The organism is Nocardioides psychrotolerans (assembly GCF_900113685.1).
Lineage (GTDB): Bacteria > Actinomycetota > Actinomycetes > Propionibacteriales > Nocardioidaceae > Nocardioides > Nocardioides psychrotolerans.
This window is the reverse complement of record NZ_FOQG01000003.1, coordinates 223,875-248,942: the sequence shown is the minus strand read 5'-3', so window position 1 is coordinate 248,942 and position 25,068 is coordinate 223,875. Positions and strand designations below refer to the sequence as shown.

The 25,068-nt window shown below is 71.9% G+C and carries 19 protein-coding genes; 13 read left to right on the top strand and 6 right to left on the bottom strand.

The window, feature by feature from the left end; all coding sequences use genetic code 11:
• The first annotated feature begins 1 nt into the window (after position 1).
• Together BM204_RS05555 and BM204_RS05550 are read left to right on the top strand one after the other, a co-directional pair.
• Positions 2-652, top strand: a complete 651-nt coding sequence (locus BM204_RS05555) for a LysE family translocator (protein ID WP_091111083.1) — start codon at positions 2-4, stop codon at positions 650-652.
• 24 nt (positions 653-676) lie between these two features.
• Positions 677-1,687 (top strand): aldo/keto reductase, encoded by a 1,011-nt coding sequence (locus BM204_RS05550; protein WP_091111081.1) that lies wholly within the window; start codon positions 677-679, stop codon positions 1,685-1,687.
• 6 nt (positions 1,688-1,693) lie between these two features.
• Here BM204_RS05550 and BM204_RS05545 read toward each other — a convergent pair whose 3' ends face one another.
• The gene (locus tag BM204_RS05545) at positions 1,694-2,020 is read right to left on the bottom strand and encodes an ArsR/SmtB family transcription factor (RefSeq protein WP_091111079.1); all 327 of its coding nucleotides are present in this window, start codon (positions 2,018-2,020) and stop codon (positions 1,694-1,696) included.
• 108 nt (positions 2,021-2,128) lie between these two features.
• On the opposite strand from BM204_RS05545, the gene BM204_RS05540 reads away from it, so the two are divergent.
• Positions 2,129-3,175 carry an SDR family oxidoreductase gene (locus BM204_RS05540; RefSeq protein ID WP_246166066.1) on the top strand — a complete coding sequence of 349 codons (1,047 nt, stop codon included), beginning with the start codon at positions 2,129-2,131 and terminating at the stop codon, positions 3,173-3,175.
• 15 nt (positions 3,176-3,190) lie between these two features.
• On the opposite strand, the gene BM204_RS05535 is transcribed toward BM204_RS05540, so the two are convergent.
• Positions 3,191-3,574, bottom strand: coding sequence for a response regulator transcription factor (locus tag BM204_RS05535; protein WP_091111076.1), 384 nt, complete (start codon positions 3,572-3,574; stop codon positions 3,191-3,193).
• Positions 3,575-3,654: 80 nt separating this feature from the next.
• Positions 3,655-5,211 (bottom strand): adenylate/guanylate cyclase domain-containing protein, encoded by a 1,557-nt coding sequence (locus BM204_RS05530; protein ID WP_091111074.1) that lies wholly within the window; start codon positions 5,209-5,211, stop codon positions 3,655-3,657.
• Between the two features lie 110 nt (positions 5,212-5,321).
• Between BM204_RS05530 and BM204_RS05525 the strand changes: the two genes are divergently transcribed.
• The 3 genes from BM204_RS05525 to BM204_RS05515 are packed head-to-tail and all read left to right on the top strand — an operon-like array spanning position 5,322 to position 9,122.
• Positions 5,322-7,394, top strand: coding sequence for an acyltransferase family protein (locus BM204_RS05525; RefSeq protein WP_091111072.1), 2,073 nt, complete (start codon positions 5,322-5,324; stop codon positions 7,392-7,394).
• A gap of 10 nt (positions 7,395-7,404) precedes the next feature.
• The gene (locus tag BM204_RS05520; RefSeq protein ID WP_091111071.1) at positions 7,405-8,145 is read left to right on the top strand and encodes a lytic transglycosylase domain-containing protein; all 741 of its coding nucleotides are present in this window, start codon (positions 7,405-7,407) and stop codon (positions 8,143-8,145) included.
• Positions 8,146-8,162: 17 nt separating this feature from the next.
• A complete protein-coding gene (locus tag BM204_RS05515) occupies positions 8,163-9,122 on the top strand; it encodes an SGNH hydrolase domain-containing protein (protein WP_091111069.1) in 960 nt (319 codons plus the stop codon).
• Between the two features lie 3 nt (positions 9,123-9,125).
• On the opposite strand, the gene BM204_RS05510 is transcribed toward BM204_RS05515, so the two are convergent.
• Positions 9,126-10,025, bottom strand: a complete 900-nt coding sequence (locus BM204_RS05510) for a sulfite exporter TauE/SafE family protein (protein ID WP_091111068.1) — start codon at positions 10,023-10,025, stop codon at positions 9,126-9,128.
• Positions 10,026-10,176: 151 nt separating this feature from the next.
• Complete coding sequence (locus tag BM204_RS05505; RefSeq protein WP_091111066.1) at positions 10,177-11,346, bottom strand: GAF domain-containing protein; 1,170 nt, start codon at positions 11,344-11,346, stop codon at positions 10,177-10,179.
• 217 nt (positions 11,347-11,563) lie between these two features.
• Here BM204_RS05505 and BM204_RS05500 point away from each other — a divergent pair, with 217 nt between their 5' ends.
• Together BM204_RS05500 and BM204_RS05495 are read left to right on the top strand one after the other, a co-directional pair.
• Complete coding sequence (locus BM204_RS05500; RefSeq protein WP_091111064.1) at positions 11,564-12,544, top strand: TerC family protein; 981 nt, start codon at positions 11,564-11,566, stop codon at positions 12,542-12,544.
• A gap of 58 nt (positions 12,545-12,602) precedes the next feature.
• Positions 12,603-14,429 (top strand): flavin-containing monooxygenase, encoded by a 1,827-nt coding sequence (locus tag BM204_RS05495; RefSeq protein ID WP_091111063.1) that lies wholly within the window; start codon positions 12,603-12,605, stop codon positions 14,427-14,429.
• Between the two features lie 78 nt (positions 14,430-14,507).
• Here BM204_RS05495 and BM204_RS05490 read toward each other — a convergent pair whose 3' ends face one another.
• The gene (locus BM204_RS05490) at positions 14,508-15,383 is read right to left on the bottom strand and encodes a hypothetical protein (RefSeq protein ID WP_143099661.1); all 876 of its coding nucleotides are present in this window, start codon (positions 15,381-15,383) and stop codon (positions 14,508-14,510) included.
• Between the two features lie 124 nt (positions 15,384-15,507).
• On the opposite strand from BM204_RS05490, the gene BM204_RS05485 reads away from it, so the two are divergent.
• The 5 genes from BM204_RS05485 to recD all read left to right on the top strand — a co-directional run bounded on the left by BM204_RS05485 (position 15,508) and on the right by recD (position 25,045).
• Positions 15,508-16,011 carry a nuclear transport factor 2 family protein gene (locus BM204_RS05485; RefSeq protein ID WP_218031157.1) on the top strand — a complete coding sequence of 168 codons (504 nt, stop codon included), beginning with the start codon at positions 15,508-15,510 and terminating at the stop codon, positions 16,009-16,011.
• A 61-nt stretch (positions 16,012-16,072) separates the two neighbouring features.
• Entirely contained in the window at positions 16,073-16,564 is a 492-nt protein-coding gene (locus tag BM204_RS05480) for a PGPGW domain-containing protein (RefSeq protein WP_091111060.1), read from the top strand.
• A 36-nt stretch (positions 16,565-16,600) separates the two neighbouring features.
• A complete protein-coding gene (recC, locus tag BM204_RS05475; protein ID WP_091111059.1) occupies positions 16,601-19,945 on the top strand; it encodes an exodeoxyribonuclease V subunit gamma in 3,345 nt (1,114 codons plus the stop codon).
• Between the two features lie 19 nt (positions 19,946-19,964).
• Positions 19,965-23,291, top strand: a complete 3,327-nt coding sequence (locus BM204_RS05470) for a UvrD-helicase domain-containing protein (protein WP_246166069.1) — start codon at positions 19,965-19,967, stop codon at positions 23,289-23,291.
• Positions 23,288-25,045 (top strand): exodeoxyribonuclease V subunit alpha, encoded by a 1,758-nt coding sequence (gene recD, locus BM204_RS05465; protein ID WP_091111058.1) that lies wholly within the window; start codon positions 23,288-23,290, stop codon positions 25,043-25,045. Before BM204_RS05470 ends, recD begins: the two co-directional genes overlap by 4 nt.
• Positions 25,046-25,068 lie beyond the last annotated feature (23 nt).

Below are 25,068 nucleotides of genomic sequence, written 5' to 3'. Positions count from 1 at the left end.
GATGGAGCGCTGGGTGACGTTCGTCGTGGCGAGCGTGCTGTTCATCCAGGTCCCGGGGCCCAGCCTGCTCTTCACGATCGGCCGCGCGCTGACCGTCGGGCGTCGCGAGGCGCTCCTCTCGGTGGTCGGCAACGGGCTCGGCATCCTGGTGCAGATCGTCCTGATCGCTCTCGGCCTCGGCGCGATCGTGGCCGCCAGCGCGACGGCCTACACCGTCCTCAAGCTCGCCGGTGCGGCGTACGTCGTGTGGCTGGGCGTGCAGTCGATCCGACACCGCGGCGACGCCCGAGCAGCGCTCGTCGGGCTCGAGAGCGGGGCGATCACCACCCACGAGGTCCGCGCCAGGGCCACGGCGACCCGGTCGCTGCGGATCGGCGCGATCGTCGGGCTGACCAACCCCAAGACCCTGGTGTTCTTCGTGGCGTTCCTGCCCCACTTCGTCGACGAGGCAGCCGGCAGCACCGGCGTCCAGGTCGTCCTCCTGGGACTCGTGTTCTGCCTCCTCGCGGTCGCCTCCGACAGCATGTGGGCCCTGGCCGCGAGCAAGGCACGCGACTGGTTCGCGCGGCGCCCCGAGCGGCTCGACACCCTCGGCGCGGCCGGCGGCACGATGATGATCGGGCTGGGCGTCACCTTGGCGGTGCTCGAGTAGGTCCGACCTCCTAGGGTCGGGCCCATGGAGCAGCGAACACTGGTGACATCCACCCGCGGGACCAGGGAGCAGCACGCGTCCGTGGTCGGTCTCGGCACCTGGCAGCTCGGCGCCGACTGGGGCGAGGTGTCGGAGAGCGACGCCCGCGACGTGCTGGAGGCCTCGGCCGAGCGGGGCGTGAGGTTCTACGACACCGCCGACGTCTACGGCGACGGCCGCAGCGAGCAGATCGTCGGCCGCTTCCTCGCCGCCCACCCGGCGGCGGGCTTCACGGTCGCGACCAAGATGGGGCGTCGGGCCGAGCAGGTGCCGGAGAACTACGTGGCGGCCCACTTCCGCGAGTGGATCGACCGCTCACGCACCAACCTCGGCGTCGACACCGTCGACCTCGTGCAGCTGCACTGCCCGCCGTCGGCCACGATCGACGACGACCGCACCTACGACGCCCTCGACGCCCTGGTCGAGGACGGCTCGATCGCCGCCTACGGCGTCAGTGTCGAGACGGCCGCCCAGGCACTCAGCGCCATCGCCCGCCCGAACGTCGCGTCGGTCCAGGTCATCCTCAACGCCTTCCGGCTCAAGCCTCTCGACGAGGTGCTGCCGGCTGCGCGGGCCGCCGGGGTCGGCATCATCGCGCGCGTGCCCCTGGCCTCGGGCCTGCTCTCCGGCCGCTACGACCGCGACACGACGTTCGCCCCCGACGACCACCGCACCTACAACCGCGATGGCAGCGCCTTCGACGTCGGTGAGACCTTCTCGGGCGTCGACTTCGAGACCGGTGTCCAGGCGGCGCAGGACTTCAGCCGGCTCGTGGCCACCGAGGCTCCCGAGGGCGTCACGCCTGCCCAGGCCGCGATCGCCTGGATCTGGCAGCAGCCCGGCGTCACGACCGTCATCCCCGGCGCCCGCAACACCGAGCAGGCGCGGGCCAACGCCGCGGCCGGCGACGTGGCGACGCTCGGTGAGGACTTCCTGGCCGGGGTGCAGGACCTCTACGACGCGCGGATCCGCCCGGCGGTCCACGACCGCTGGTGAGCCGGGTCAGACGGTGGCTGCCAGCTCCTCGGCCAGTCGTGCGATGCGGTCCTCGACGCGACGGTAGTGCGTCCAGGCACCGATGCGCTGACTCGTGACGAGTCCCGCGTCCTGAAGGGTTGCCATGTATTGCGACGCAGTCGACTGAGACACCCCAGCTCGGGCCTGGATGTGCTTGAGGCACACCCCGACCTCTTCGGCCGGTTCCGACTGGGGAGGGAAGCTGCCCGGATCCTTCAGCCAGTGCAGGATGCGCACTCGCATCGGGTTCGACAACGCCTTGAATGCGCGCGCGAGCTCCTCGGACTGCGGGTCCTCAGTCGCTGTCGGCATGACGCCAGCCTACCGGGGGCATCGTGAGTTCGCGATGTGTGTGCTTCACTAAGGCATCGCAACTTCGCGATATTACGATGGGAGTAACCGGTGGTAGCCAGATGCAACGTGGCACTCGTCGTCGGCGCGGCAGGGGTGATCGGCGGAAACCTGGTCGAGCACCTCCTCAGCGACGGCACCTGGGACGTGATCGGACTGTCGCGTCGAGGTGGGACGGATGGCGACCATGTCCGACACCTCTCCGTCGACCTCCTCGACGAGGTCGAGACCCACGACAAGCTCGGGAGCCTTGCCGAGGTCACCCACATCTTCTACGCGGCCTACCAGGACCGGCCCACCTGGGCAGAGCTGGTCGGGCCGAATCTCGCGATGCTCGTCAACACCGTGCGCGCCGTCGAGGCCGTCGCCCCGGGGCTGGAGCACGTCAGCCTGATGCAGGGCTACAAGGTCTACGGGGCTCATCTCGGGCCCTTCAAGACACCTGCGCGGGAGAGCGACCCACCCCACCTGCCGCCCGAGTTCAATGTCGACCAACAGCAGTTCCTGGAAGACGCACAGCGAGGCAAGAGCTGGACGTGGTCGGCGATCCGCCCCTCGGTCGTCGTCGGCTTCGGTCTGGGCAACCCGATGAACCTCGCCCTCGTGATCGCCGTCTACGCGACGTTCTGCAAGCGCCTCGGGATCCCGCTGCGGTTCCCTGGCAAGCCTGGCGCCTGGACGAGCCTGATCGAGATGACCGACGCCGGACTCCTCGCCGAAGCGACCGTCTGGGCGGCGACGACCCCGGAGTGTGCCAACCAGGCCTTCAACATCAACAACGGCGACCTCTTCCGCTGGGACGAGATGTGGCCCGTCCTCGCCGCCCACTTCGGCATCGACACCGCTGCACCTCTGCCGATGTCGCTGGAGGTGGCGATGGCGGACAAAGAGGCGCTGTGGGACGAGATCGTCGCCGAGCACCAGCTCCAGCCGACGCCGTTCTCCGCTGTCTCCTCCTGGATCTTCGGTGACTTCGTCTTCGCGTGGGACTACGACGTCTTCGCCGATGGCTCCAAGGCTCGCCGCCTCGGTTTCCAGCGCCATGTCGACTCCCGAGCGATGTTCCTCGAGGTCTTCGGTGACCTTGCTCGCCGCCGGATCATCCCGACCGGCTGATGGCGTCGGTGCGGGTCAGCCAGCACGGGCGGCGGCGTCAGCCAGCAGCCGGTCGACGAGGACGACGAGTCCCTTGAGGCTGAAGGGCTTCGTGACGTAGTCGTCAGCCCCGGCCACCAGACCGCGCTCGCGGTCGGTGGGGTGGGCCAGCGCGGTGAGCAGGACGATCGGCATGTCCGGGTGCCGGGTGCCGGCGCGGACCTCGCGGATGACGTCGAGCCCGGACTTGTCGGGCATCGACACGTCGAGGACGGCGACGTCGAAGTCGTGCTCCGCATACTTCTCGAGCGCCTGTGCGCCGTTGGCGACCGCGACGACGTCGTGGCCGGACTTGGTCAGGTGCAGCTCGAGCAGGAAGCAGATGTCGGGGTCGTCGTCAGCGACCAGCACGGACGCCATGGCTCCCCCAGTTCCGGGCCGCGGCCCCGCGGCTCCCTTGCGGGCCAGCATGTCATCGGGGCCGCCGTCGCGGAGGGCTTTCAGCCAGGTACGGCGAGGTCGGTGGCCTCCGCGCGTCCGCGCAGCACCGTGCTGCCCTCGCGCCGCCACCGCCGCGCCTCGTCCTCCCCGGCCGCCTCGACGCTCTGCCAGGAGACCAGCAGCCGGCCCTCGACGTCCTTGGCCAGGTCGGTGAGTCGCGATGCGGAGTTCACCGCGTCGCCGATGACGGTGTATTCGAAGCGCTCGTGGTGCCCGACGTTGCCGGCCACCACCTCGCCGGTGGCGACACCGATGCCGGCGCCGATCTCCGGGACCTCCACGGCCAGCCGTTCGGCCATGGCCCGGGCGGCGGCGAGGGCCGAGCCGGCATGGTCGGGCAGCACGACAGGGGCGCCGAAGATGGCCAGCACGGCGTCGCCGATGAACTTGTTGACCAGCCCGTGGTGCCGGTCGACCTCGTCGACCACCACGCCGAAGAATCGGTTGAGCACGGCGACGACCTCGGCCGGGGAGTGCTCGCTGGCGTAGGTCGTGGAGCCCACCAGGTCGACGAAGACGACCGACACCACGCGCGTCTCGCCGCCGAGCTCGACCAGGCCCGAGGAGGCGGCCTCGGCCACGTCCCGACCGACGTGGCGACCGAAGACGTCGCGGAGGTGCTCGCGCTCGCGCAGCCCCTGGACCATCTGGTTGAAACCGCTCTGCAGCATCCCCAGCTCGGTGCCGTCGTAGACCACGACCTCGCGGTCGAAGCGCCCCTGCTCGACGTCGAGGAGCGCGTCGCGCACCGACACGATCGGCGCGACGACCGAGCGGGCGTTGAGGGTGGTGATGAGCAGGCCGAAGCTCAGCACCACCCCGCACAGCACCAAGGTGATGACCGCCAGGCGCTCCAGCGAGGTCTGGTCGTCGACGAGCGCGAGGATCGCCGCGATCGCGAGCCCGATGACCGGGGTCGCGGTGCCCAGCACCCAGAAGATCACCATCCGGGCTCCCACGCCGGCTCCGCGCGGGCGCGTGCTCACCCGCTCGTCGGCCAGCGCGCGCGCCGAGATCGGTCGCAGGGTGAACTCCGCGAGCAGGTAGGCGACGCCCGACACGATCAGTCCGGCGATGCCGACCGTCAGGCCCGTCGCGACCGCCCGTCCCGGCTGGATGACCACGGCCAGCAGTGTGAAGAGCACGGTCGCCCCCAGCCACAGCAGCGCCTGCATCTGGGTCAGGCGCAACGGCACCCGCAGGGCCGTCCGACGATCCCCGTCGTCGGGCGACCGGCCCGCGGTCGCCCAGCGCAGGGCCCGCAGCGTGGTCGCCGTACCCACCGATGCGCCGACGACCACGGCGACCGCGACGTAGACCGGCACGGCGATGGCCAGCGCGACGACCGTGGCCCCGCTCGGCCGGGGCGCGGGGACCATGAAGGAGGAGATGAGCAGGACCAGCCCGGCGCCGATCAGGTTCGTCGTGACCAGCAGCAGGGTCAGCAGGACCTGGACCCGGATGCGCAGGGCGCGGGCGGACTGGTCCACCGCGCCGAGGAGGCGGGAGCCGAAGGGATTGCGCCGTTGCCCCCGGGAATCCTCGCGCTGCGGCATGCTCGGACCCTAGGCCACCAACGTCGCGATGTGACCGCATCCCGGCTTTCACGCACGCGGCTAGGCGCGACCTCGCATACTTTGCGGGTGGGCGCCATGGGGAGCAGCAGGTGAGTCAGGCGACGGCTGAAGCCGTCGACGCTCCCAAGCGCACCCGGTTGAACTACCGCCCCGACATCGACGGGATCCGCGGCGCCGCGGCGATCGGGGTCATGGGCTACCACGCCAACGTGCCGGGCTTCGAGGGCACGTTCATCGGGCTCGACCTGTTCTTCGTGCTGTCCGGCTTCGTCATCGCCAACCTGCTGCTCAACGAGTACGACCGGACCGGCACGATCAAGTGGGGCGCCTTCTACGCCCGGCGGGCCCGGCGGCTGATCCCCGCCAAGATCACGATGCTGCTCGGCGTGCTCATCCTGAGCTACTTCCTGCTCACCCCGGTCGGCGCGCAGCAGGAGACCGCCCGCTCGGTGGCTGCTGCTGCCGGCTTCGTCTCCAACATCTTCTTCTGGCAGATCTCCGGTGAGGTGGAGTACTTCGCCCACCAGCCCGGCACCGGGGTGCTGCTGCACACCTGGTCGCTCTCGGTGGAGGAGCAGTTCTACCTGATCCTCCCGGTCCTGCTGATCCTGGCGCTGCTGCTCTCGCGGCTGCTGCGCTTCGACGTACGTCGGATCCTGCTGGTCGCCTGCCTCGGCCTCACCGTCGGCTCGGTCTACCTCGCCGTGTCGTGGGCAGAGTCCAGCCCCCAGGCCGCCTACTACCTGCCGATGTCACGGGCCTACGAGTTCCTGCTCGGGGTCGCGCTCTCGCTGATCGTGGCCAAGGTGACCCTGCCGCGCTGGTTCCGCGAGATCCTCGGGGTCGTCGGGCTCGCGATCGTCGTCTACGCCGTGATCTTCCCGCTCTCCACCATCGGCTACCCCAACACCACCGCCCTGGTGCCCTGCGCCGCGGCGATCGCCCTGGTGTGGGCCGGCTGCGGCTCCGAGACCCTGGCGACGAAGGTGCTGAAGTTCCCGCCGTTCGTGGGCCTGGGCCTGGTCTCCTACGGCTGGTACCTCTGGCACTGGCCGCTGCTGGTGATCGGTGAGTCGGTCAACCTGGCCCCGCCGCCGCTGGCCATCCGCATCGGGCTGGTGCTGCTGGCGCTCGGCATCGCGCTGCTCAGCTACCGCTACGTCGAGGGCGTCTTCTACGCCCGTGGCGGCGGCTCCACACCGTCGATCAGCTTCAAGCCCCGCAACGCGATCCTCATCGGGGTCACCGCGATGGGACTCGTCGCCGCCCTCGGCGGCGGGGCGCTGGCGGTGGCGCGCGACCAGGCCACCTCCGACAAGTGGACGCAGGTCCAGGCCCAGCTCGACGACTACCCGTTGATGCCGCCGGTGTGCGTGAAGCGCGAGGACCTCATCCCGCAGCGACCCGGCGCCTGCAACCTCACCGCCTTCGACGCCGACCGACCCACCGTCGTGCTCTGGGGCGACTCCCACGCCTGGATGATGATCCCGGCGGCCCGGGCCGCGATCGCCAACCGGGACGTCAACCTGGTGGCCTTCGTCATGGGCTCGTGCCCGCCGATGGACCCCGACCGGTCGGCCCGCGCCCGCGCCCGGCCCCTCGACTGCGTGGTCAACAACGAGCTGGCGCTCGACTACGTCACCGACCTCGTCGACCGTGGCCGCTCCGTCCACGTCGTGCTCGGCGCCAGCTGGGAGATCTACCGCGGGGTCGAGCCGGGCTCGCTGATGACCCGCCGGGCCACGGAGCTGGGCCAGCCCCGCTACCTCGACAGCATCCTCCCGCTCTTCGAGAAGGGCACCCCGCGGGTCTTCCGGACGCTGGGCGGCCTCGGCGTGCCCGTCGACGTCATCGCGCCGACCGCCGAGCTGCCCCGCAGCGCTCCGCTCTGCCTCTCCGGACCCCGGCCCTACTCCTGCGACTCGGTCGCCGCCGAGATCGTCCGGAGCGAGGCCTCGACCCGCTTCTGGCTGGCCGGCCAGATGGGCCGCCTCGCCGGGAAGCCCCGCCTGATCGACGTCAACAAGACGATCTGCGACGACGTCTACTGCCGTGCCGAGATCGACGGCACCATCGCCTTCTTCGACGACGACCACCTCAGTGCGAGCATGTCCCGCTCCCTGAAGAACTACTTCAAGCCGACGGTCGACAGCCTGCTGTGAGCCCCTCCTGATGCAACGCCCCTTCCGCAGTGCCGCGTCGTTCGTGCTTGCCCTGGTGGCGGTCTCGGCCGCGATCTTCCTGCTCCAGCAGCTGCTCTACCCGCGCGACCAGGTGCTCGACCTCACCCCGACCGCAGCCCCGCCGACAGCCCCGCCACCCGCCACCGCGGCGGCTGCGCCCGTGAGCAGCGTCCCGGTCGTCGACCCGGCGTGGGTCAGCGACACCGCAGCCCGCACGGGCATCCCCGGACCGGCGCTCCTTGCCTATGCGCGCGCCACGCTCCGAGCGCCAGGCTCGTGCGGCCTGGGCTGGACGACGTTGGCCGGCATCGGGTGGGTCGAGTCGCAGCACGGCACGATCGGCGGTCGCACCCTGCGCGCCGACGGGACCTCCTCGAGCCGCGTGCTCGGCCCGGCCCTCGACGGGGTGGGCCCGGTCGCGGCGATCCGGGCGACGTCGGAGTCGACCACCTGGCACGGCGACCCGGAGTGGGATCACGCCGTGGGCCAGATGCAGTTCATCCCCTCGACCTGGGAGACCTGGTCCTCCGACGGGGACGGTGACGAGGTGGCCGACCCCAATGACATCGATGACGCCGCCTGGGCCGCCACGCGCTACCTCTGCGCCGACGGTCAGGACCTCACCACCGGCTCCGGCTGGGCCGGCAGCATCTACTCCTACAACCACGCCCAGGTCTACGTGGACGCGGTCTACACCGCCGCGACGACCTACGCGGAACGGATCGGCTAGAAGTTCGTTGTCTGGGCATGACCGTCCTGATCCGTGCACTGCTCGTCCTCGCTGTCGCCCTCGTCGGGCTCACGGTGACCGGGTCCACCAGTGCCAGCGCCTCGCCCGAGCGGGCCAAGAACCCCCGCACCGACTACCCGTCGATGCCCAGCTCGTGCGTGGCGCGCAAGGACCTCATCCCGCAGACCCCGACGCGGTGCGAGATGAACGACTACGACGGTTCCCGGCCCACGCTGGTCCTCTGGGGCGACTCGCACGCCTGGGAGATGATCCCGGCGATCCGTGCGGCGCTCGGTGACCGCGACATCAACTTCGTGGCCTACGTCCTCGGCGGCTGTGCGCCGTTGGACGCCGACATCGACACCCGTGCCAAGCGCGCCAAGGCGTCCGACTGCGACCTCAACAACGACATGGCCCTGCGCTTCGTCCAGGAGCAGCAGCAGGTCGCGCCGGTCAAGGTGATCCTGGGTGGCGCCTGGCACTACTACCTGGAGGAGATCCGCAAGGGCTCCAAGCCCGACGAGAGCTACCGAGCGCGCATCGCCAACGACGTGAGGACCGACACCCCGCGCCTGTTCCGCACGTTGGGTCAGTCCCGCGTCGACGTCGACGTCGTCGGTCAGACGCTGACCGTCCCCGAGACGGCCACCTGCACGAAGGGCCGCAACCCCTACGTGTGCACCCTTCCGCGCAGCCGAGCCGTGCCCAAGGAGGCGGCCAACAGGAGATACGTCCGCAACGTGATGAGGCCCCTCGCCGGTTCGCCGCGCTACATCGAGGTCAACGACGCGCTGTGCTCGAGGCAGACCTGCCGCGGCAAGATCGACGGCGTCTTCACCTTCTACGACGACTTCCACATCAGCGCCACCCGCTCCGGCACGCTGGGCCGGTTCTTCGCGCCCAGCGTCCGCGACATCACCCCCGCCGTCACCCCCGTGGGTGGAGGCGACGGGTGCGTGCTGATCCTGTTCTGCTGAGCGTCAGACCCCGGCGTACGACGCCGCGGGCTCGGTGACGTCACCACGGGAGCGGCGTTCCTGGCGCACGGCCCACGCGATGCCGGTGATCCACAGGACGGCCAGGGTGGCGACGACGGCGGCCACGGTCCAGCCCGTGGCGCCGAGGGTCTCGGCGATGGTCTTGGAGTTGGTGACAACGATCAGGCCCCCAGCCGCGACACCGAGCACCCGGGCGGCGAGCTTCTTGACCAGCCACGCCGCGATCGGGGCGGCGACGACACCACCGGCGAGCAGCGCGAGCGCATAGCTCCACGGGATCCCCGAGGAGCTGAGCGCGATCAGGAAGCCGAGCGAACCGCCCACGGCGACCACGAATTCCGAGGTGTCGATGGAGCCGATGACCTTGCGGGGCTCGAGACGGCCCGAGGAGAGCAGGGTGGTGGTGCCGACAGGGCCCCACCCGCCGCCGCCGATCGCGTCGAGCGCGCCGCCGACGAGGCCCATGGGGGCCAGCATGCGGGCCGACGGGCGGCTCTTGAAGGTGGGGCGGCGACCGCCCAGCACCAGGAAGCGCCAGATCACGTAGAGGCCGAGGCTCAGCAGGATGCCGGCCACCCACGGCTTGGCCGCGTCGCCGTCGAGGCTGGCGAGGAACGTCGCGCCCGCGAAGGCGCCGACGAAGCCGGGGATCGCGAGGATCGAGACGGTGCGCCAGTCGACGTTGCCGAGCTTGTGGTGGGAGAAGCCGGAGACCAGCGAGGTGCCGATCTCGGAGAAGTGCACCGCGGCGGAGGCGGCGGCGGGAGCGAGGCCGGCGGCCAGCAGGAGCGTCGAGGACGTGACGCCGTAGGCCATGCCCAGCGAGCCGTCGATGAGCTGGGCCAGGAAGCCGACGACGCCGAGGACGAGGAGCTTGCGCATGTGGTGCACCTTTCGGCTGTTCGGACCCTGCACCGGGCCCGACGAAGTCGAGTAAAAGTAAATGATGTAGTGAATTACTAGATATTATGCAGTGACCTGATCTGATAGTCCAACTCCGGCGCGCCGATCGAGCCGCGAGCGCCCGCCGAGATCACGCCGCCGGCGGGCGCAGCACCATGAGCTGCACCCCGTCGGCCAGGCGGTAGGGGTTCGTCGACACGAGCGCGCCGACCACCCGCCGCAGTCGGGAGATTTCGGCGCGCACGGTCACCACGTGGGCGCCGTCGCCGAAGATCGCGATGCTGAGCTGCTCGGCGGTCAGGCCCGCACGGCCCGCGTCGCCCAGGCGCGCCAGCAGGTCGGCGTGGCGCGGGGTGAGTGCCGTGCGCCAGGGCTCGTGTTCCGAGCGCACCTCGAGCACCGGGTTGCCCGGCGAGCCGGCGAGGTCGAGCCGGGCGGTGATCGTGTGGTCGAGCTCGGTGGGTCGCACGAGCCAGCCGTCACCGATCCGCTCGGGCAGGCACATTCCCAGCCCGGGGATGGCCAGGGCGCGGTGCGCGACCGGCACCTCGATCCGGTCGCGCCGGGCGATCCCGCTGTGGTGGGCGACCCAGCCGTGCTCGTCCACGACGAGGAACGGCCCGGCCAGGTGCTCCGAGGAGCGACGCAGCCGTGCCAGGCGCACCTCGTGGTGGCGCCACAGCTGTGCCTCCGCGAGCCGGACGGCGCTCTCGACCAGCGCGCCGATCGCCGGGTGCAGCGTGAGGGCAGGCCCGCTGACGTCGACGACCCCGATCAGTTCCCCGGTCCGAGGGTCGTGGAGCGGGGCTGCGGTGCAATACCAGGGGTGCTGCTTCTGCTCGTAGTGCTCCGCCGAGAACAGCTGCACCGGGGCCGCCTCGGCGAGTGCGGTGCCGATCGCGTTGGTGCCGACGATCCGCTCGGTCCACGCCGCCCCCTCGGAGAACCCGAGGTCGTCGGCGCGCACCCTGACCCGAGCGGCGCCCTCGCGCCACAGGATCACCCCCTCCGCGTCGCACACCACCATGAGGAACTGCGACGCGTCGGCCACGCTGGTCAGCACCCGCCGAAGCTCGTCGACGACCGGTGCGAGCGGAGAGGCCCGACGTCGGCGCTCCAGCTCGGACTGCGGCAGCGGGTCGCGCGCGTTGTCGCCGTCGGGGTCGAGGCCCATCTGCATCACGCGTGACCAGGAGCGGGCGACCAGCGGGCGGGGCCGCGAGGGTGGCCGGCTGCCGCCGAGCACCGCGTCGTGGACGCGCTGGAGCTCCTGCGCGCGACGCGACAGGTCAGCGGTCATTGGTCCTCCTGTGAGCCCCCACTGTGAGGACCGTCACTGTGTCACGCCGAGGTTGGCGTGCTGTTGGTGACGTGTCCTATGGTTGGCATCGAGGGGAGTACCCCACTCAGGTCATCTGGTCAGTACGACGCCCCCACGGGCGTCCCGGGTGGTCGCCGCCCGGTTCGGGCGGTGGGGGAGACCTCAGGCGCAACACCATGTCTGAGGAGAACCCTTCATGCTCGACACCATCGGCACGCCCACCCTGTGGGCGGTCACCATCGGCGCGGTCATCGCCCTGCTCGTCGTCGACTTCATCGCCACGCGCAAGCCCCACGAGGTCTCGATGCGCGAGGCGCTCGCCTGGTCGGCGTTCTACGTCGCGCTGCCCCTCGCCTTCGGCGGCTACATCTGGTCGCAGCACGGCAGCGAGCGGGGGGTGGAGTACTACACCGGCTACCTCGTCGAGAAGACGCTCAGCGTCGACAACCTCTTCGTGTTCATGCTGCTCCTGGCTGCGTTCGCCGTGCCGGCGGTGCTGCAGCAGCGCGTGCTGCTCTACGGCATCGTCGGAGCCTTGGTCCTGCGGGGCATCTTCATCGCGCTCGGTGCCGCGGCGCTGGGCGCCTTCGACTGGGTCTTCCTGGTCTTCGGCCTGATCCTGCTCGCCACCGGCGTCAAGCTGCTGCGCGACGCGATGCGGGGCCAGGAGCACGACGTCGACATCTCCGAGATGCGTGTCGTGAAGCTCGCCCGCAAGCTGATGCCTGTCACCGAGGAGTACGACGGCACGCGCATGACCGTCCTGCAGAACGGCAAGCGTGCGCTCACCCCGCTGGCCCTCGTCGTCGCGGCAGTCTTCGCCACCGATCTGGTCTTCGCCATCGACTCGGTCCCCGCGGTCTACGGCATCACCGGTGACCCCTACCTCGTCTTCGCCACCAACGCCTTCGCGCTGCTGGGCCTGCGTGCGCTCTACTTCGTGCTCCAGGGCGCCCTGGCCAAGCTGGTCCACCTCAGCTACGGCCTGGCGGCGATCCTCGGCTTCATCGGCGTCAAGCTGGCCCTGCACTGGGGCCACATGACGTGGTCCTCGGTCCCAGAAATCCCCACGCTGGCCTCCCTGGGCGTCATCATCGGCATCCTCGTCGTCACGACCACGACCTCGCTGATCGCCTCCAAGCGCGCCGAGGCCGAGCGCGAGACCGTCGACGCCTGACGGCTGCAACAGCCTGCAACCCTGGTGCTGGCGGCATTGGTGGTGTGGTCTGGCTCACATGACCCAGACCGTCGATCCCCCGACCACCACCTCCCCGCAGGCCCGCACCGATGCCTGGCTCGCGTCGTTCGAGAAGGCGCTGCGCGCCCGCGACGTACGACGTGCCGCCGGCCACTTCGCCACCGAGAGCTACTGGCGCGACCTGGTCTCCTTCACGTGGAACATCACGACCGTCGAGAACCCGACCGGCGTGGCCGACCTGCTCGGGGAGACCCTCGAGCGGGTCGACCCGTCCGGCTTCGCCACCGAGGAGCCACCGGACGAGGCCGACGGGGTGACCACGGCCTGGTTCACCTTCGAGACCGCGGTCGGGCGTGGTCGCGGCCTCGTGCGCCTGGTCGAGGAGGAGGGGGAGACGTTGGCGTGGACCTTCCTCACCAGCCTCTTCGAGCTCACGGGGCACGAGGAGCCGCGGGGCACCCACCGTCCGATGGGCGCCAAGCACGGCGCCGACAAGCACCGCACCACGTGGCTGGAGAAGCAGCAGCAGGAGGCCGCGTCGCTCGGCTCGACGACGCAGCCGGAGGTGCTGGTCATCGGCGGCGGCCAGGGCGGCATCGCCCTCGGCGCCCGGCTGCGCCAGCTCGGCGTACCGAGCCTGGTCATCGACAAGCACGCCCGGCCCGGGGACCAGTGGCGCAGCCGCTACAAGTCGCTGTGCCTGCACGACCCGGTCTGGTACGACCACCTGCCCTACCTGAAGTTCCCCGACAACTGGCCGGTCTTCGCGCCCAAGGACAAGGTGGGCGATTGGCTGGAGTTCTACACCCGGGTGATGGAGGTGCCCTACTGGTCGAGCACGGTCGCCACCTCGGCGTCGTACTCCGAGGAGACGCAGGAGTGGACCGTCGAGATCGAGCGCGAGGGCCGGGCCCTCACCCTGCGGCCGAAGCAGCTCGTGCTCGCCACCGGCATGTCGGGCAAGCCGTTGGTCCCCGTGCTCCCGGGCCAGGACGTCTTCCGCGGCGACCAGCACCACTCCTCGGCCCACCCGGGCCCGGACGCCTACGCCGGCAAGAGGTGCGTGGTGGTCGGCAGCAACAACTCCGCCTTCGACATCTGCGGGGCGCTGTGGGAGAACGACGCCGACGTCACGATGGTGCAGCGCAGCTCGACCCACATCGTGAAGAGCGACAGCCTGATGGACCTCGGCCTCGGCGACCTCTACTCCGAGCGGGCACTGGCGGCCGGGGTCACGACGGAGAAGGCCGACCTGATCTTCGCCTCGCTGCCCTACCGGATCCTGCACACCTTCCAGATCCCTGCCTACGAGGCCATGGCCGAGCGGGACAAGGACTTCTACGAGCGGCTCGAGGCCTCCGGCTTCCGCCACGACTGGGGCGACGACGGGTCGGGCCTGTTCATGAAGTACCTCCGGCGCGGGTCGGGCTACTACATCGACGTCGGTGCCGCCGAGCTGGTGGCCGACGGTGAGGTCAAGCTCGCGCACGGCCAGGTCGACCACCTGACCGAGGACGCGGTCGTGCTCGCCGACGGCACCGAGCTGCCGGCCGACCTGGTGGTCTACGCCACCGGCTACGGCTCGATGAACGGCTGGGCCGCCGACCTGATCAGCCAGGAGGTCGCCGACAAGGTCGGCAAGGTGTGGGGCCTCGGGTCCGACACCACGAAGGACCCCGGCCCCTGGGAGGGCGAGCAGCGCAACATGTGGAAGCCCACCCAGCAGGAGGCGTTGTGGTTCCACGGCGGCAACCTGCACCAGTCGCGCCACTACTCGCTCTACCTCGCGCTGCAGCTCAAGGCCCGCAGCGTCGGGATCGACACCCCGGTCTACGGCCAGCAGGAGGTCCACCACCTCAGCTGACGTACGACACCTTCGACACCGCGCCGCCACCCAGCAGGGTGACGGCGCGGTGTGCATTGCCGTGGAGCCAGGGGTTGCTCAGCCGACCAGGTCGCAGACGACCGGGATGTCGATCGTGTCGCAGACGGTGGCCAGCGGGAGCTGGTTGGTCAGCGGCGAGAGCAGGGCGAGCAGGGTGTCGAGGCCCGGGACCTCAGGGATGCCGGGGAACGACGGGATGCCGGGCAGGCCGCCCGGGATGGGCAGGGTGTCGAGGCCGACCTGACCACCTGCGAGGTCGCAGATGCCTTGGGGCAGACCGGCGTCACAGAGGGCCTGGATCGGGTTGTCGACGCCCGGGATGGACGGGACCCCGGTGGCTGCTGCGTCGCAGATCGCCTGGGGCAGACCGGCGTCGCAGAGGGTCTGGATCGGGCTGGTCGCGCCGGGCGCACCGCCGGGGAGCGGGAGGCTGTCGAGCGCGTCGCAGACGGCCTGGGGCAGGCCGGCGTCACAGACGGGCTGGAGCGGACCGGCCGTGCCGCCACCACCACCGGCCTGCTGGCAGGAGCGCAGCTGCTGGGCCGCCACGGCGACCAGGTTGCGCGCCGTCTTCAGGTTGCGGACCTTGACGGCCCGGTTGGCCTTGGCGCGCTTGACGCCCTTCTTGGCGTTCTTGATCAGGGCCTTCTGGCCGGACTTCTTGGCCTTCTGCAGTCGCTTGCTGGCCTGCTTGAGGACCTTGCCGGCCTTGGCCAGCTGGGTCTTCTTGATCGCGGCGTTGCGCTGGGTCCGGGCCACGCGTGCCTGCTGCTGACCGCACTCGTCAGCCCGCTCCGCCGTCGATCCTGGGGCTGTCGATCCTGGGCCCGCTGTTGCGCGCACCGGTGCTGCGGTGGCACTCGTGCCGGTGAATCCGGCCATCAGCGCGATCGCGACGAACGTCGCGAGCGCCAGCTTCCACATCCTGGTCATATCCGGGTTTCCCTCCCTCGGTGCTCGGATCGAGGAGCCCGAGCCGTCGAAACGTAACCTCGCGCGGGTGCCCGGCGGGGTGCTTTACGTGACATCGGTCATGGGGGGTGGGACCTTAGGCCCCGTGACAGGTCAGTTGTTCCGTGCCGAGGAGATCACCGAGGCCTACGCCGCGATGCATGCGCGGGTCCAGGAGCACGCCCGCACCGGAGACTGGGCCGACTTCGCCCTCAACTTCACCGAGGACGCCGACTACGTCGAGCACGCCTTCGGCACCTTCCACGGTCGTGACGCGATCCGCGAGTGGTCGGTCGCCACCATGACCTCGTTCCCGGGCGGGACGATGACCTCCTTCCCGTTGGCCTGGCAGGTGGTCGACGAGGCGACCTCGCGGTTGATCTGCGAGGTGCGCAACCTGATGCCGGATCCCGGTGACGGATCGCTCCACGAGGCCGCCAACCTCACGATCATGACCTACGCCGGCAACGGGCTCTTCAGCCGCGAGGAGGACGTCTACAACCCCCTGCGCTTCCTGCGGATGACGGTCCGCTGGGCGAAGGTCGCCGAGGCCCACGGGCGCCTCGACGACGAGGGACGCGCCTACCTCGCGACGTACGCCAGGAGCTGAGCCGCCGAGGCCGGGCGTCCGTCCGGCATCGACACTTGTCCCGATCTGCCAGAGTTATGGCATGAAGGGTGCCGCGAAGAGAGTCGCGCTCGAGGGTGTCGGCTGGCTGTTGGTCGTGGCCGGCATCGCTGCGCTGATCCTGCCCGGGCCGGGGCTGCTGATGGTCTTCGGTGGCCTCGCGATCCTCTCCCAACAGTACGAGTGGGCCGAGCGTCGCCTCGCGCCCATCAAGTTCCGCGCGCTCAAGGGTGCGGCCGAGAGCGTCGAGACGATCCCTCGCGTGGTCGCCTCGGTGACCGGTGCGTTGCTGCTGTTCGTCGCCGGGGCCGTCTGGATCTGGAGTCCTCCGGCGCCCGGCTGGTGGCCCTTCAGCGATGGCTGGTGGCTGCCCGGCGGCCTCGCCACCGCGGTCACGCAGATCGCGTCGGGCTTCATCGCCCTCGCGCTGGTGGTCTACAGCTATCGCCGCTTCCACGGCCACCCCGACGCGGTCACGCAGCTCGCTGCCGAGCGGGAGAAGGCCGACACCGCAGCACACTGGGGCGACGACTGACCGACTCGTCGGTGCAGCCGTCTAGGGTCGGCCGCGATGAGCCTCCACCTCCACCGCGCCTCGCGCACCGACCAGCTCGCCGACGCGCTCGGCGACCTGCTTGCGTCCCCACTGCCGGACCCGTTCGCCCAGGAGCTCGTGGTGGTGCCGGCCAAGGGGGTCGAGAGGTGGCTCACCCAGCGGCTCTCGCACCGGCTCGGTGTGGGCGACAGGGGCGCCGACGGGGTCTGCGCGGGGGTGCGGTTCCTCAACCCCCGTTCGCTGGTCTCCCTGCTGCTCGACCGTGGTCGTGAGGACGTCTGGGACGCCGACCGCCTGGTCTGGCCGCTCCTCGCGGCGATCGACGCGAGCCTCGACGAGCCCTGGGCCGCGACCCTGGCGGCGCACCTCGGCCACGGTCGCGACGGCGAGGAGGGCGGGCTGCGGCGTGACCGACGCTTCTCCGTCGCGCGGCGCCTCGCGGGGCTCTTCTCCTCCTACGCCGTCCAGCGGCCCCAGCTCGTCACCGACTGGCGCGACGGGCTCCTCACCGACGGTGCCGGAGGTGAGCTGGCGCCCGACCTGGTGTGGCAGGCGCTGCTCTGGCAGCGGCTGCTGGAGCGGGTCGACGTCGAGCCCCCGGACGTGCGCCACGACCGGGCGCTCGCCCTGCTCCGCGCCGGCGGCGCGGGCCTCGACCTGCCGGAACGCCTCTCCCTCTTCGGCCACACCCGGCTGCCCGCGACCGAGGTCGCGCTCCTCGGCGCCCTGGCGACGACACGCGAGGTGCACCTCTGGCTGCCGCAGCCCTCACCAGCGCTGTGGGACGCCCTGGCCGGGGTCGGTGGCGTGGTCGCCCGCGACGACGACGAGTCGGCCGGCGCCGTGGGTCACCCGCTCCTGGCCTCGCTGGGCCGGGACGCCCGGGAGCTGCGCCGCACCCTGGCGCCGGTCGCGACGGTCGACGAGCCGGTGGGGGTGGCGGTCGAGGAGCCCACCACCATCCTCGGCTGGCTCCAGCACGACCTCCGGGCCAACGGCGCGCCGTCCGCCGAGGCCCGCGCGGTCCGGGTGCCCGCAGCCTCCGACCGCAGCCTCCAGGTCCACGCCTGCCACGGCGCGGCCCGCCAGGTCGACGTCCTGCGCGAGGTGCTGGTCGGGTTGCTCGCCGACGACCCCACGCTCGAGCCCCGCGACATCCTCGTGATGTGTCCCGACATCGAGACCTACGCCCCGCTGTTCTCGGCGGGCTTCGGTCTCGCCGACGTCGTCGACCAGGCGGCTGGCGGTGGCCATCCCGCCCACCGGCTCCGGGTGCGCCTGGCCGACCGGGCACTGACCAGCACCAACCCGCTCCTCGCGATCGCGGCGGGCCTGGTCGAGCTCGCGTCCGGACGACTCACCGCCTCGCAGGTCCTCGACCTCGCCAGCACCCCGGCGGTGCGGCTGCGTTTCGGCTTCACCGACGACGACCTCGACCGGATCACCCGCTGGGTCGGCGAGGCCGGCATCCGCTGGGGGCTCGACGCCGCCCAGCGCGGCCGGTTCGAGATGCAGCGTTTCGAGCACAACACCTGGCGGGCGGGCCTCGACCGCATGCTGCTCGGTGTCGCGATGAGCGGCGACGACCACCGCCACGTCGGGCGCGGCCTGCCGGTCGACGACGTCGGCAGCAACGACGTCGACCTCGTCGGGCGGCTGGCCGAGCTGGTCGACCGGCTCGGCGCCTGTGTCGTCGCGCTCGAGGCGGCGAGCGGCGTCGACTCCTGGATGCGTGCCCTCACCGAGGGAGTGCTCGGTCTGACCGACGTCGCCCCGGACGACGCCTGGCAGGTGCCGCAGCTCGAGCGCGAGCTGACCGCGGCGGCGCGCTCGGGCCACGACACCCCCGAGGTGCCGCTCCGGCTCGCCGACGTCCGGGCGCTGCTGGCCTCGAGGCTCGGGGGACGCCCGACCCGGGCCAACTTCCGCACCGGCACCCTCACCGTGTGCACCATGGTCCCGATGCGCTCGGTGCCCCACCGCGTGGTGTGCCTCGTCGGCCTCGACGACGGGGTCTTCCCGCGTGTGAGCATCGAGGACGGCGACGACGTCCTCGCCCGACGTCCCCTCACCGGTGAGCGCGACGCGCGCAGCGAGGACCGGCAGCTGCTCCTGGACGCGCTGCTCGCCGCGACCGAGACGGTCGTCGTCACCTACACCGGCGCCAACGAGCACTCCGGTGCCGCACGACCCCCCGCCGTGCCCCTGGGGGAGGTGCTCGACGCCGCCGACCGCACCGCGGCCGCCCCCGTGCGCGACAGCGTGCTGGTCGAGCACCCGCTCCAGCCGCACGACCCCCGCAACCTCCAGCCCGGGCGGCTGCTGCCGGGCGACCCGGGGCGCCCCTTCAGCTTCGACCGCGCCGCGCTCGCCGGGGCGCGCGCGATGGTCGGCCCCCGGGTCGCCCGGCCACCCCTGCTCGACGGACCGTTGCCCGAGCGGCCGGTCGAGGACGTCTCCCTGGCCGACCTCAAGACGTTCTTCACCCACCCGGTGCGCTCCTTCCTGCGCCAGAGGCTCGAGGTGTCGGTGCCGCTGTCGCCCGACGAGCTGCGTGACGCGATCCCGGTGGAGCTCGACAAGCTCGAGGAGTGGCACATCGGTGACCACCTGCTCCGTGAGGTGATGGCGGGCCAGGACGACACGGCCGTGATGCTCGCCGAGCAGCTGCGCGGCACGCTGCCCCCCGGTGACCTCGGCGTCACGACGTTGAAGGGCGTCGTCGCAGAGTCCCAGAAGCTCTTCGACCGCACCGCCGACCTCCGGGTGGGGGCGGCGCGCTCGGTGGACGTCGACGTGGACCTCGGCGGCGGTCGACGCCTCTCCGGCACGGTCTCCGGCCTCTACGGCGCCAAGCTGGTCTCCCTGGGCTACTCCCGGCTCAAGCCCCGCCAGCGCCTGCACTCGTGGATCGACCTGCTCGCCCTGAGCGCCGCCCGCCCCGACGCCAGCTGGACCGCCCACGCCGTCGGGCGAGAACGGGCCGGCCCCCGCCGTGCCCTGGCGGGTCCGCTGGACCACCGGGCCGTCGACCACCTGCGCACCCTCGTCGAGCTGCGCGACCTCGGCCTGCGCACCCCGCTGCCGCTGCCGATCCAGACGGCGGCCGCCTGGGCGGATGGGCGGGCCCGCGAGCTCAGGGGCGACGACGTCTCTCCCGTGGAGCTGGCCCGTCGGGCGTGGACGACCGACCCGCACAACGCCTTCGGGATCAAGGGCGAGGACGCCGACGACCATCACGTCCGTGCGTTCGGTCCCGACCAGCCGGTCGAGGTGCTCCTCGCCGCCGGCCTCGCGACCTACGCGTGGCAGGTGTGGGAGCCCCTCCTCGCCGGCGGCGAGAGGGTGGCTGCCCTGTGAGGCCTGAGAGGAGTGACCTGTGAGGAATGACCTGCCCACCTTCGACATCGCCGCGCCGCTGCCCGTGGTGGGGACGACCCTGCTCGAGGCCAGCGCCGGCACCGGCAAGACCTGGACGATCGCGGCGCTCGTCACCCGCTACGTCGCGGAGGGGGTCGCCGGCCTCGACGAGATGCTGGTCGTGACCTTCGGTCGCGCCGCCAGCCAGGAGCTGCGCGAGCGGGTGCGGGCCCAGCTGGTCGAGGCCGAGCGGGCGCTCGGCGTCGACCCTGGCGTCGACATCGGGGCGTCCTCCCTGCTCACCCTGCTGGTCGAGTGCGACGCCGATCAGCGGGCGTTGCGCCACCAGCGCGTCGTCGATGCGCTGGTCGGCTTCGACGGGGCCACGATCGCCACCACCCATCAGTTCTGCTCCCTGGTGCTCAGCTCGTTGGGGGTGGCCGGCGACACCGACGCGCGGGCGCGGCTGGTCGAGGACCTCGACGACCTGGTCTCCGAGGTCGTCGACGACCTCTACCTGCGGGCCTTCGCCTTCGCCTCCGGCGTGCCGGTCTTCACGCACACCGAGGCCCTCGAGATCGCCCGCGCGGTCGTGCGCGACCCGCAGGCCTGGCTCGAGCCGGTGTCCGTCGACCGCTCGACCCCGGCCGGTCGCCGGGTGGGCTTCGCGCTCAAGGTCCGCGAGGAGCTCGAGCTCCGCAAGCGTCGGCTCGGGATCCTCTCCTACGACGACCTGCTCAGCCAGCTCGCCGACGCGCTCGAGCCGGAGGACTCGCCGGCGCGGGTGCGCATGCGGGCCCGCTGGCGGATCGTGCTGGTCGACGAGTTCCAGGACACCGACCCCGTCCAGTGGAAGGTCCTCGACCGTGCCTTCAGCGGCGTCGCCACGATGGTGCTCATCGGCGACCCCAAGCAGGCCATCTACGCCTTCCGTGGCGGAGACGTCACGACCTACCTCGCGGCCGCCGAGACCGCGACGACCCAGCAGACGCTCGGCACGAACCGACGCAGTGACGCCGGTCTGCTCGCGGGCCTCCAGGAGCTGCTCGTGGGGGCAGAGCTCGGCGATCGGCGGATCGTCGCGCGACCGGTGACGGTGCACCACCAGGAGCCGCGGCTGGCCGGCACCCCGGTCGCCTCCCCGTTCCGTCTCCGGGTGGTGCGCCGCGACGCCTTCGGGCGGTCTCCCGGCGCGTCGCTGGCGGTCGCCGACGTCCGGCGCCACGTGGCCACCGACCTCGCCCTCGACGTACGCCGTCTCCTGGCGTCCGGTGCCACCTTCGACGGGTGCGCGCTGGAGCCTCGCGACGTCGCGGTCATCTGCTACCGCCATGCCGACCTCGCCGCGTCCCAGCGTGAGCTGCACGCGGTCGGGGTCCCCGCCGTGATCGCCGGTGGGGGCAGCGTCTTCGCGACCCCGGCGGCCCTCGAGTGGCTCATCCTGCTCGAGGCGCTCGAGCAGCCGCACCGGGCCCCTCGCGTGCGCGCCGCGGCGCTGACCTGCTTCTTCCCCCACACCGCCCGCGAGCTCGACGAGCGCGGTGACGGGCTCACGGAGGAGGTCGGGGAGGTGCTGCGCGAGTGGGTCGAGGTGGTGCCGCGTCGCGGGATCGCGGCCGTCCTCGAGGCGGCCTCCGCCGCGGGCCTCCCGGCCCGGGTGCTGCGCGAGGTCGGCGGGGAGCGGGTGCTGACCGACCTGCGCCACATCGGCGAGGCCCTGCACGAGGCCGCGACCACCGAGCGCCTCGGCGTCGTCTCGCTGCTGGCCTGGCTGCGGGTGCAGGTGGTCGAGGGCCGTGCCGGACGCGGCCTCGAGCGCACCCGGCGGCTCGACTCCGACGCGGCCGCGGTCCAGCTCGTCACGATCCACGCCAGCAAGGGTCTGGAATACCCCGTCGTCTACCTCCCCGCCCTCGGTGACCGGTTCGTCCCCAAGCCGACCCGCCCGCTCTTCCACGACGACGAGGGTCGCCGCTGCCTCGACGTCGGCGCCGGTGGTGGCGATGAGTGGCCCGAGCACGTGCGGCGCTGGGCGGACGAGGAGGCAGGGGAGTGGCTGCGCCTGCTCTACGTCGCCATCACCCGCGCCCAGTCCCAGGTGGTGTGCTGGTGGGCCCCGACCAAGAACGCCGTGGCCTCCCCGCTCCACCGGTTGCTGATGCGGCTCGACCCCACCGACGGTCAGGTCCCCGCCTCGCCCCCGGTGCCGACCGACGACGACGTCGTCGGCCTCTTCGCCCGGTGGCGCGACCGCGGCGGCCCGGCGCCCGAGCTGGCGGCCTGGGCGGACCCGGGTCCCGATCCCGTGCTGCCCGAGGTCGGCGACCTCGCGGTGCGCAGCTTCGGTCGCAGCGTCGACACCGAGTGGCGCCGCACCTCCTACTCCGCGCTCAGCCACGTCGACGTCGCGCCCGGAGCCGTGGCCGTCACCAGTGAGCCCGAGCTGCTCGCCAAGGATGACGAGGACGTCGACGTCGCCGGTGTGGCCGATGACGCAGCGACGGAGTCGGTGCTGTCGCCGATGGCCGGGCTGCCCGTCGGGGCCACCTTCGGCTCCCTGGTGCACGCCGTGCTCGAGCACACCGACCCCGACGCGGCCGACCTGCGCGCCGAGCTGGGTGCCCACGTCGACGAGCAGCTGGGCTGGTGGCCCGTGGACCTCGACCGTGAGGAGCTGGTCGAGGCCCTCGTCGCGGTCTGTGACTCGCCCCTGGGCACCGTCGCCGACGGGGCGACGCTGCGACAGGTCCCGCTGCGCGACCGGCTGCGTGAGCTCGACTTCGAGCTCCCGCTGTCGGGGGGCGACCTCCCGGGTGCGGGTGCGGGGGCCCGGCTGGGTGACCTTGCCCCCCTCCTGCGTCGCCACCTGCCCGAGGGCGACCCGGTGCGGGGCTACGCCGAGGCACTGGCCCTGCCGGCGCTGGGGGAGCAGACTCTCCGCGGCTACCTCACCGGCTCGGTGGACGTCGTGCTCCGGCTCGGCACACCGGCGTCACCGCGCTACGTGATCGTCGACTACAAGACCAACTGGCTGGGCCCGCGTGATGAGCCGCTCACCGCCCACTCCTACCGGCCCCAGGCGCTCGACGACGCCATGGGCCACTCCGACTACCCCCTCCAGGCGCTGCTCTACGCCGCGGTGCTCCACCGCTTCCTGCGCTGGCGCCAGCCGGGCTACGACCCCGCGGTGCACCTCGGCGGCGTGCTCTACCTCTACCTGCGCGGCATGTGCGGTCCGGGGACGCCGCTCGTGGACGGCGAGCCCTGCGGCGTCTTCACGTGGCGTCCGCCGGTCGCCCTGGTCGAGGAGCTGTCAGACCTGCTGGACGGAGAGGTGCGCCGATGACCGAGCTCTTCGAGCCCCTGGGCGACCACGACCGGCGGTTGGCGCTGGGGGCGGAGGGTCTGCTCGCGGTCTTCAACGTGGCCGGCGTCCTCGAGGCCGGCGACGTCCACGTCGCTGGTCGTGTCGCCGACCTCGCGTCCGAGACCGACGAGCGGGTGCTGCTCGCGGCCGCGCTCGCGGTGCGTGCGGTGCGCGCCGGCTCGGTGTGCGTCGACCTGACCACGATCGCGGCGCTGGCCCCCGAGCTCCCGTGGCCCGAGCCGGTGGAGTGGGTCGCTGCCCTGACGGCCTCGCGCCTGGTCGCCGAGGGCGTGCTGCGCCACGAGGGCTCGTTGACCTACCTCGACCGTTACCACCGCCTCGAGACGCAGGTGGCCGCCGACCTGCTCACGCGGGCCGCCGCGGACGCTCCGAGCGTCGACGAGGCCGCCCTCGCCTCGGCCCTGGGTCGGGTCCGCGGCGAGCACCTCAGCCCCGAGCAGGAGACCGCCGCCGAGGGGGCCGTGCGTCGGTGGACCACGGTGCTGACGGGTGGACCCGGCACCGGCAAGACCACGACCGTGGCCCGGATGCTGGTGCTGCTTGCCGACCAGGCGGCCGTCGCGGGCCGCCGCTGCTCGATCGCCCTCGCCGCCCCCACCGGCAAGGCTGCGACCCGGGTCCAGGAGGCGGTGCTGGGTGAGCTCGCGGGTCTCGACCCCGCCGACCAGGAGCGCGTCGGCCGACCCGACGCGATGACCTTGCACCGGTTGCTCGGCTTCCGTCACGACAACCGCACCCGTTTCCGCCACGACCGCGCCAACCGGTTGAAGTACGACGTCGTGGTGGTCGACGAGTGCTCCATGGTCGAGCTCACCATGATGGGCCGGGTGCTCGAGGCGGTGCGACCCGAGGCCCGGCTGCTGCTGGTCGGCGACCCCCGCCAGCTCACCTCGGTCGGGGCCGGCGCGGTGCTGGCCGACGTGGTGCGCGGCTTCGAGGGACACCCGGCCTCCCCCGTCGCGTCGCTGACCGAGAACTTCCGCTCCACCGAAGACATCAAGGACCTCGCCGAGGCGCTCCGCGTCGGTGACGCCGACGCCGTGCTGGCGACGCTGCGCCGCACCAGCGACGAGGTGGAGTTCGTCGAGACCGACGACCCGGCCGCCGCGTTGCGCGAGGACGCGCTGGCCTCGGCGCTCGCCGTCCGTGAGGCGGCCGTCGCCGGCGACCACGAGCAGGCCCTCGCGGCCCTCGACGGGCACCGCCTGCTCTGTGCCCACCGGGAGGGACCCTTCGGCGTACGACACTGGAACAGTCAGGTCGAGCGTTGGGTCGCAGAGGAGACGGGCGTGCCGATCTACACGACCTGGTACGTCGGGCGTCCGGTCCTGGTGACGACCAACGACTACGCGCTGGGGGTCTACAACGGCGAGTCGGGGGTCGCGGTGCTGCAGCCGGACGGGCGGCTGCGGGTGTGGATCGCGGGCTCGGAGACGTTGCGCGACCTCGCGCCCGGGCGGCTCGAGGCGATCGAGACGATGCACGCGATGACCATCCACAAGAGCCAGGGCAGCCAGGCCGAGCGCGTCACGGTCCTGCTGCCCGAGGCGGGGTCACGGCTGCTGACCCGCGAGCTGTTCTACACCGCGGTCACCCGGGCCCAGTCGCACGTGCGGGTGGTCGGCTCCGAGGAGGCGGTGCGCGCTGCCGTCGCGACCCAGGCCCAGCGGGCCACCGGACTGCGGCTGCGGCTGCACGGGTCCAGCGGATGAGTGGCCGAAACGGCGTGGCAACC

Bases quoted from the DNA above. Each gene is read 5' to 3' on its own strand.
- recC (WP_091111059.1), top strand. From the start codon at position 16,601: ATGAGCCTCCACCTCCACCGCGCCTCGCGCACCGACCAGCTCGCCGAC.
- BM204_RS05500 (WP_091111064.1), top strand. From the start codon at position 11,564: ATGCTCGACACCATCGGCACGCCCACCCTGTGGGCGGTCACCATCGGC.
- BM204_RS05490 (WP_143099661.1), bottom strand. From the start codon at position 15,383: ATGACCAGGATGTGGAAGCTGGCGCTCGCGACGTTCGTCGCGATCGCG.
- BM204_RS05510 (WP_091111068.1), bottom strand. From the start codon at position 10,025: ATGCGCAAGCTCCTCGTCCTCGGCGTCGTCGGCTTCCTGGCCCAGCTC.
- BM204_RS05550 (WP_091111081.1), top strand. From the start codon at position 677: ATGGAGCAGCGAACACTGGTGACATCCACCCGCGGGACCAGGGAGCAG.
- recD (WP_091111058.1), top strand. From the start codon at position 23,288: ATGACCGAGCTCTTCGAGCCCCTGGGCGACCACGACCGGCGGTTGGCG.
- BM204_RS05520 (WP_091111071.1), top strand. From the start codon at position 7,405: ATGCAACGCCCCTTCCGCAGTGCCGCGTCGTTCGTGCTTGCCCTGGTG.
- BM204_RS05555 (WP_091111083.1), top strand. From the start codon at position 2: ATGGAGCGCTGGGTGACGTTCGTCGTGGCGAGCGTGCTGTTCATCCAG.
- BM204_RS05545 (WP_091111079.1), bottom strand. From the start codon at position 2,020: ATGCCGACAGCGACTGAGGACCCGCAGTCCGAGGAGCTCGCGCGCGCA.
- BM204_RS05535 (WP_091111076.1), bottom strand. From the start codon at position 3,574: ATGGCGTCCGTGCTGGTCGCTGACGACGACCCCGACATCTGCTTCCTG.
- BM204_RS05530 (WP_091111074.1), bottom strand. From the start codon at position 5,211: ATGCCGCAGCGCGAGGATTCCCGGGGGCAACGGCGCAATCCCTTCGGC.
- BM204_RS05495 (WP_091111063.1), top strand. From the start codon at position 12,603: ATGACCCAGACCGTCGATCCCCCGACCACCACCTCCCCGCAGGCCCGC.
- BM204_RS05505 (WP_091111066.1), bottom strand. From the start codon at position 11,346: ATGACCGCTGACCTGTCGCGTCGCGCGCAGGAGCTCCAGCGCGTCCAC.
- BM204_RS05515 (WP_091111069.1), top strand. From the start codon at position 8,163: ATGACCGTCCTGATCCGTGCACTGCTCGTCCTCGCTGTCGCCCTCGTC.
- BM204_RS05480 (WP_091111060.1), top strand. From the start codon at position 16,073: ATGAAGGGTGCCGCGAAGAGAGTCGCGCTCGAGGGTGTCGGCTGGCTG.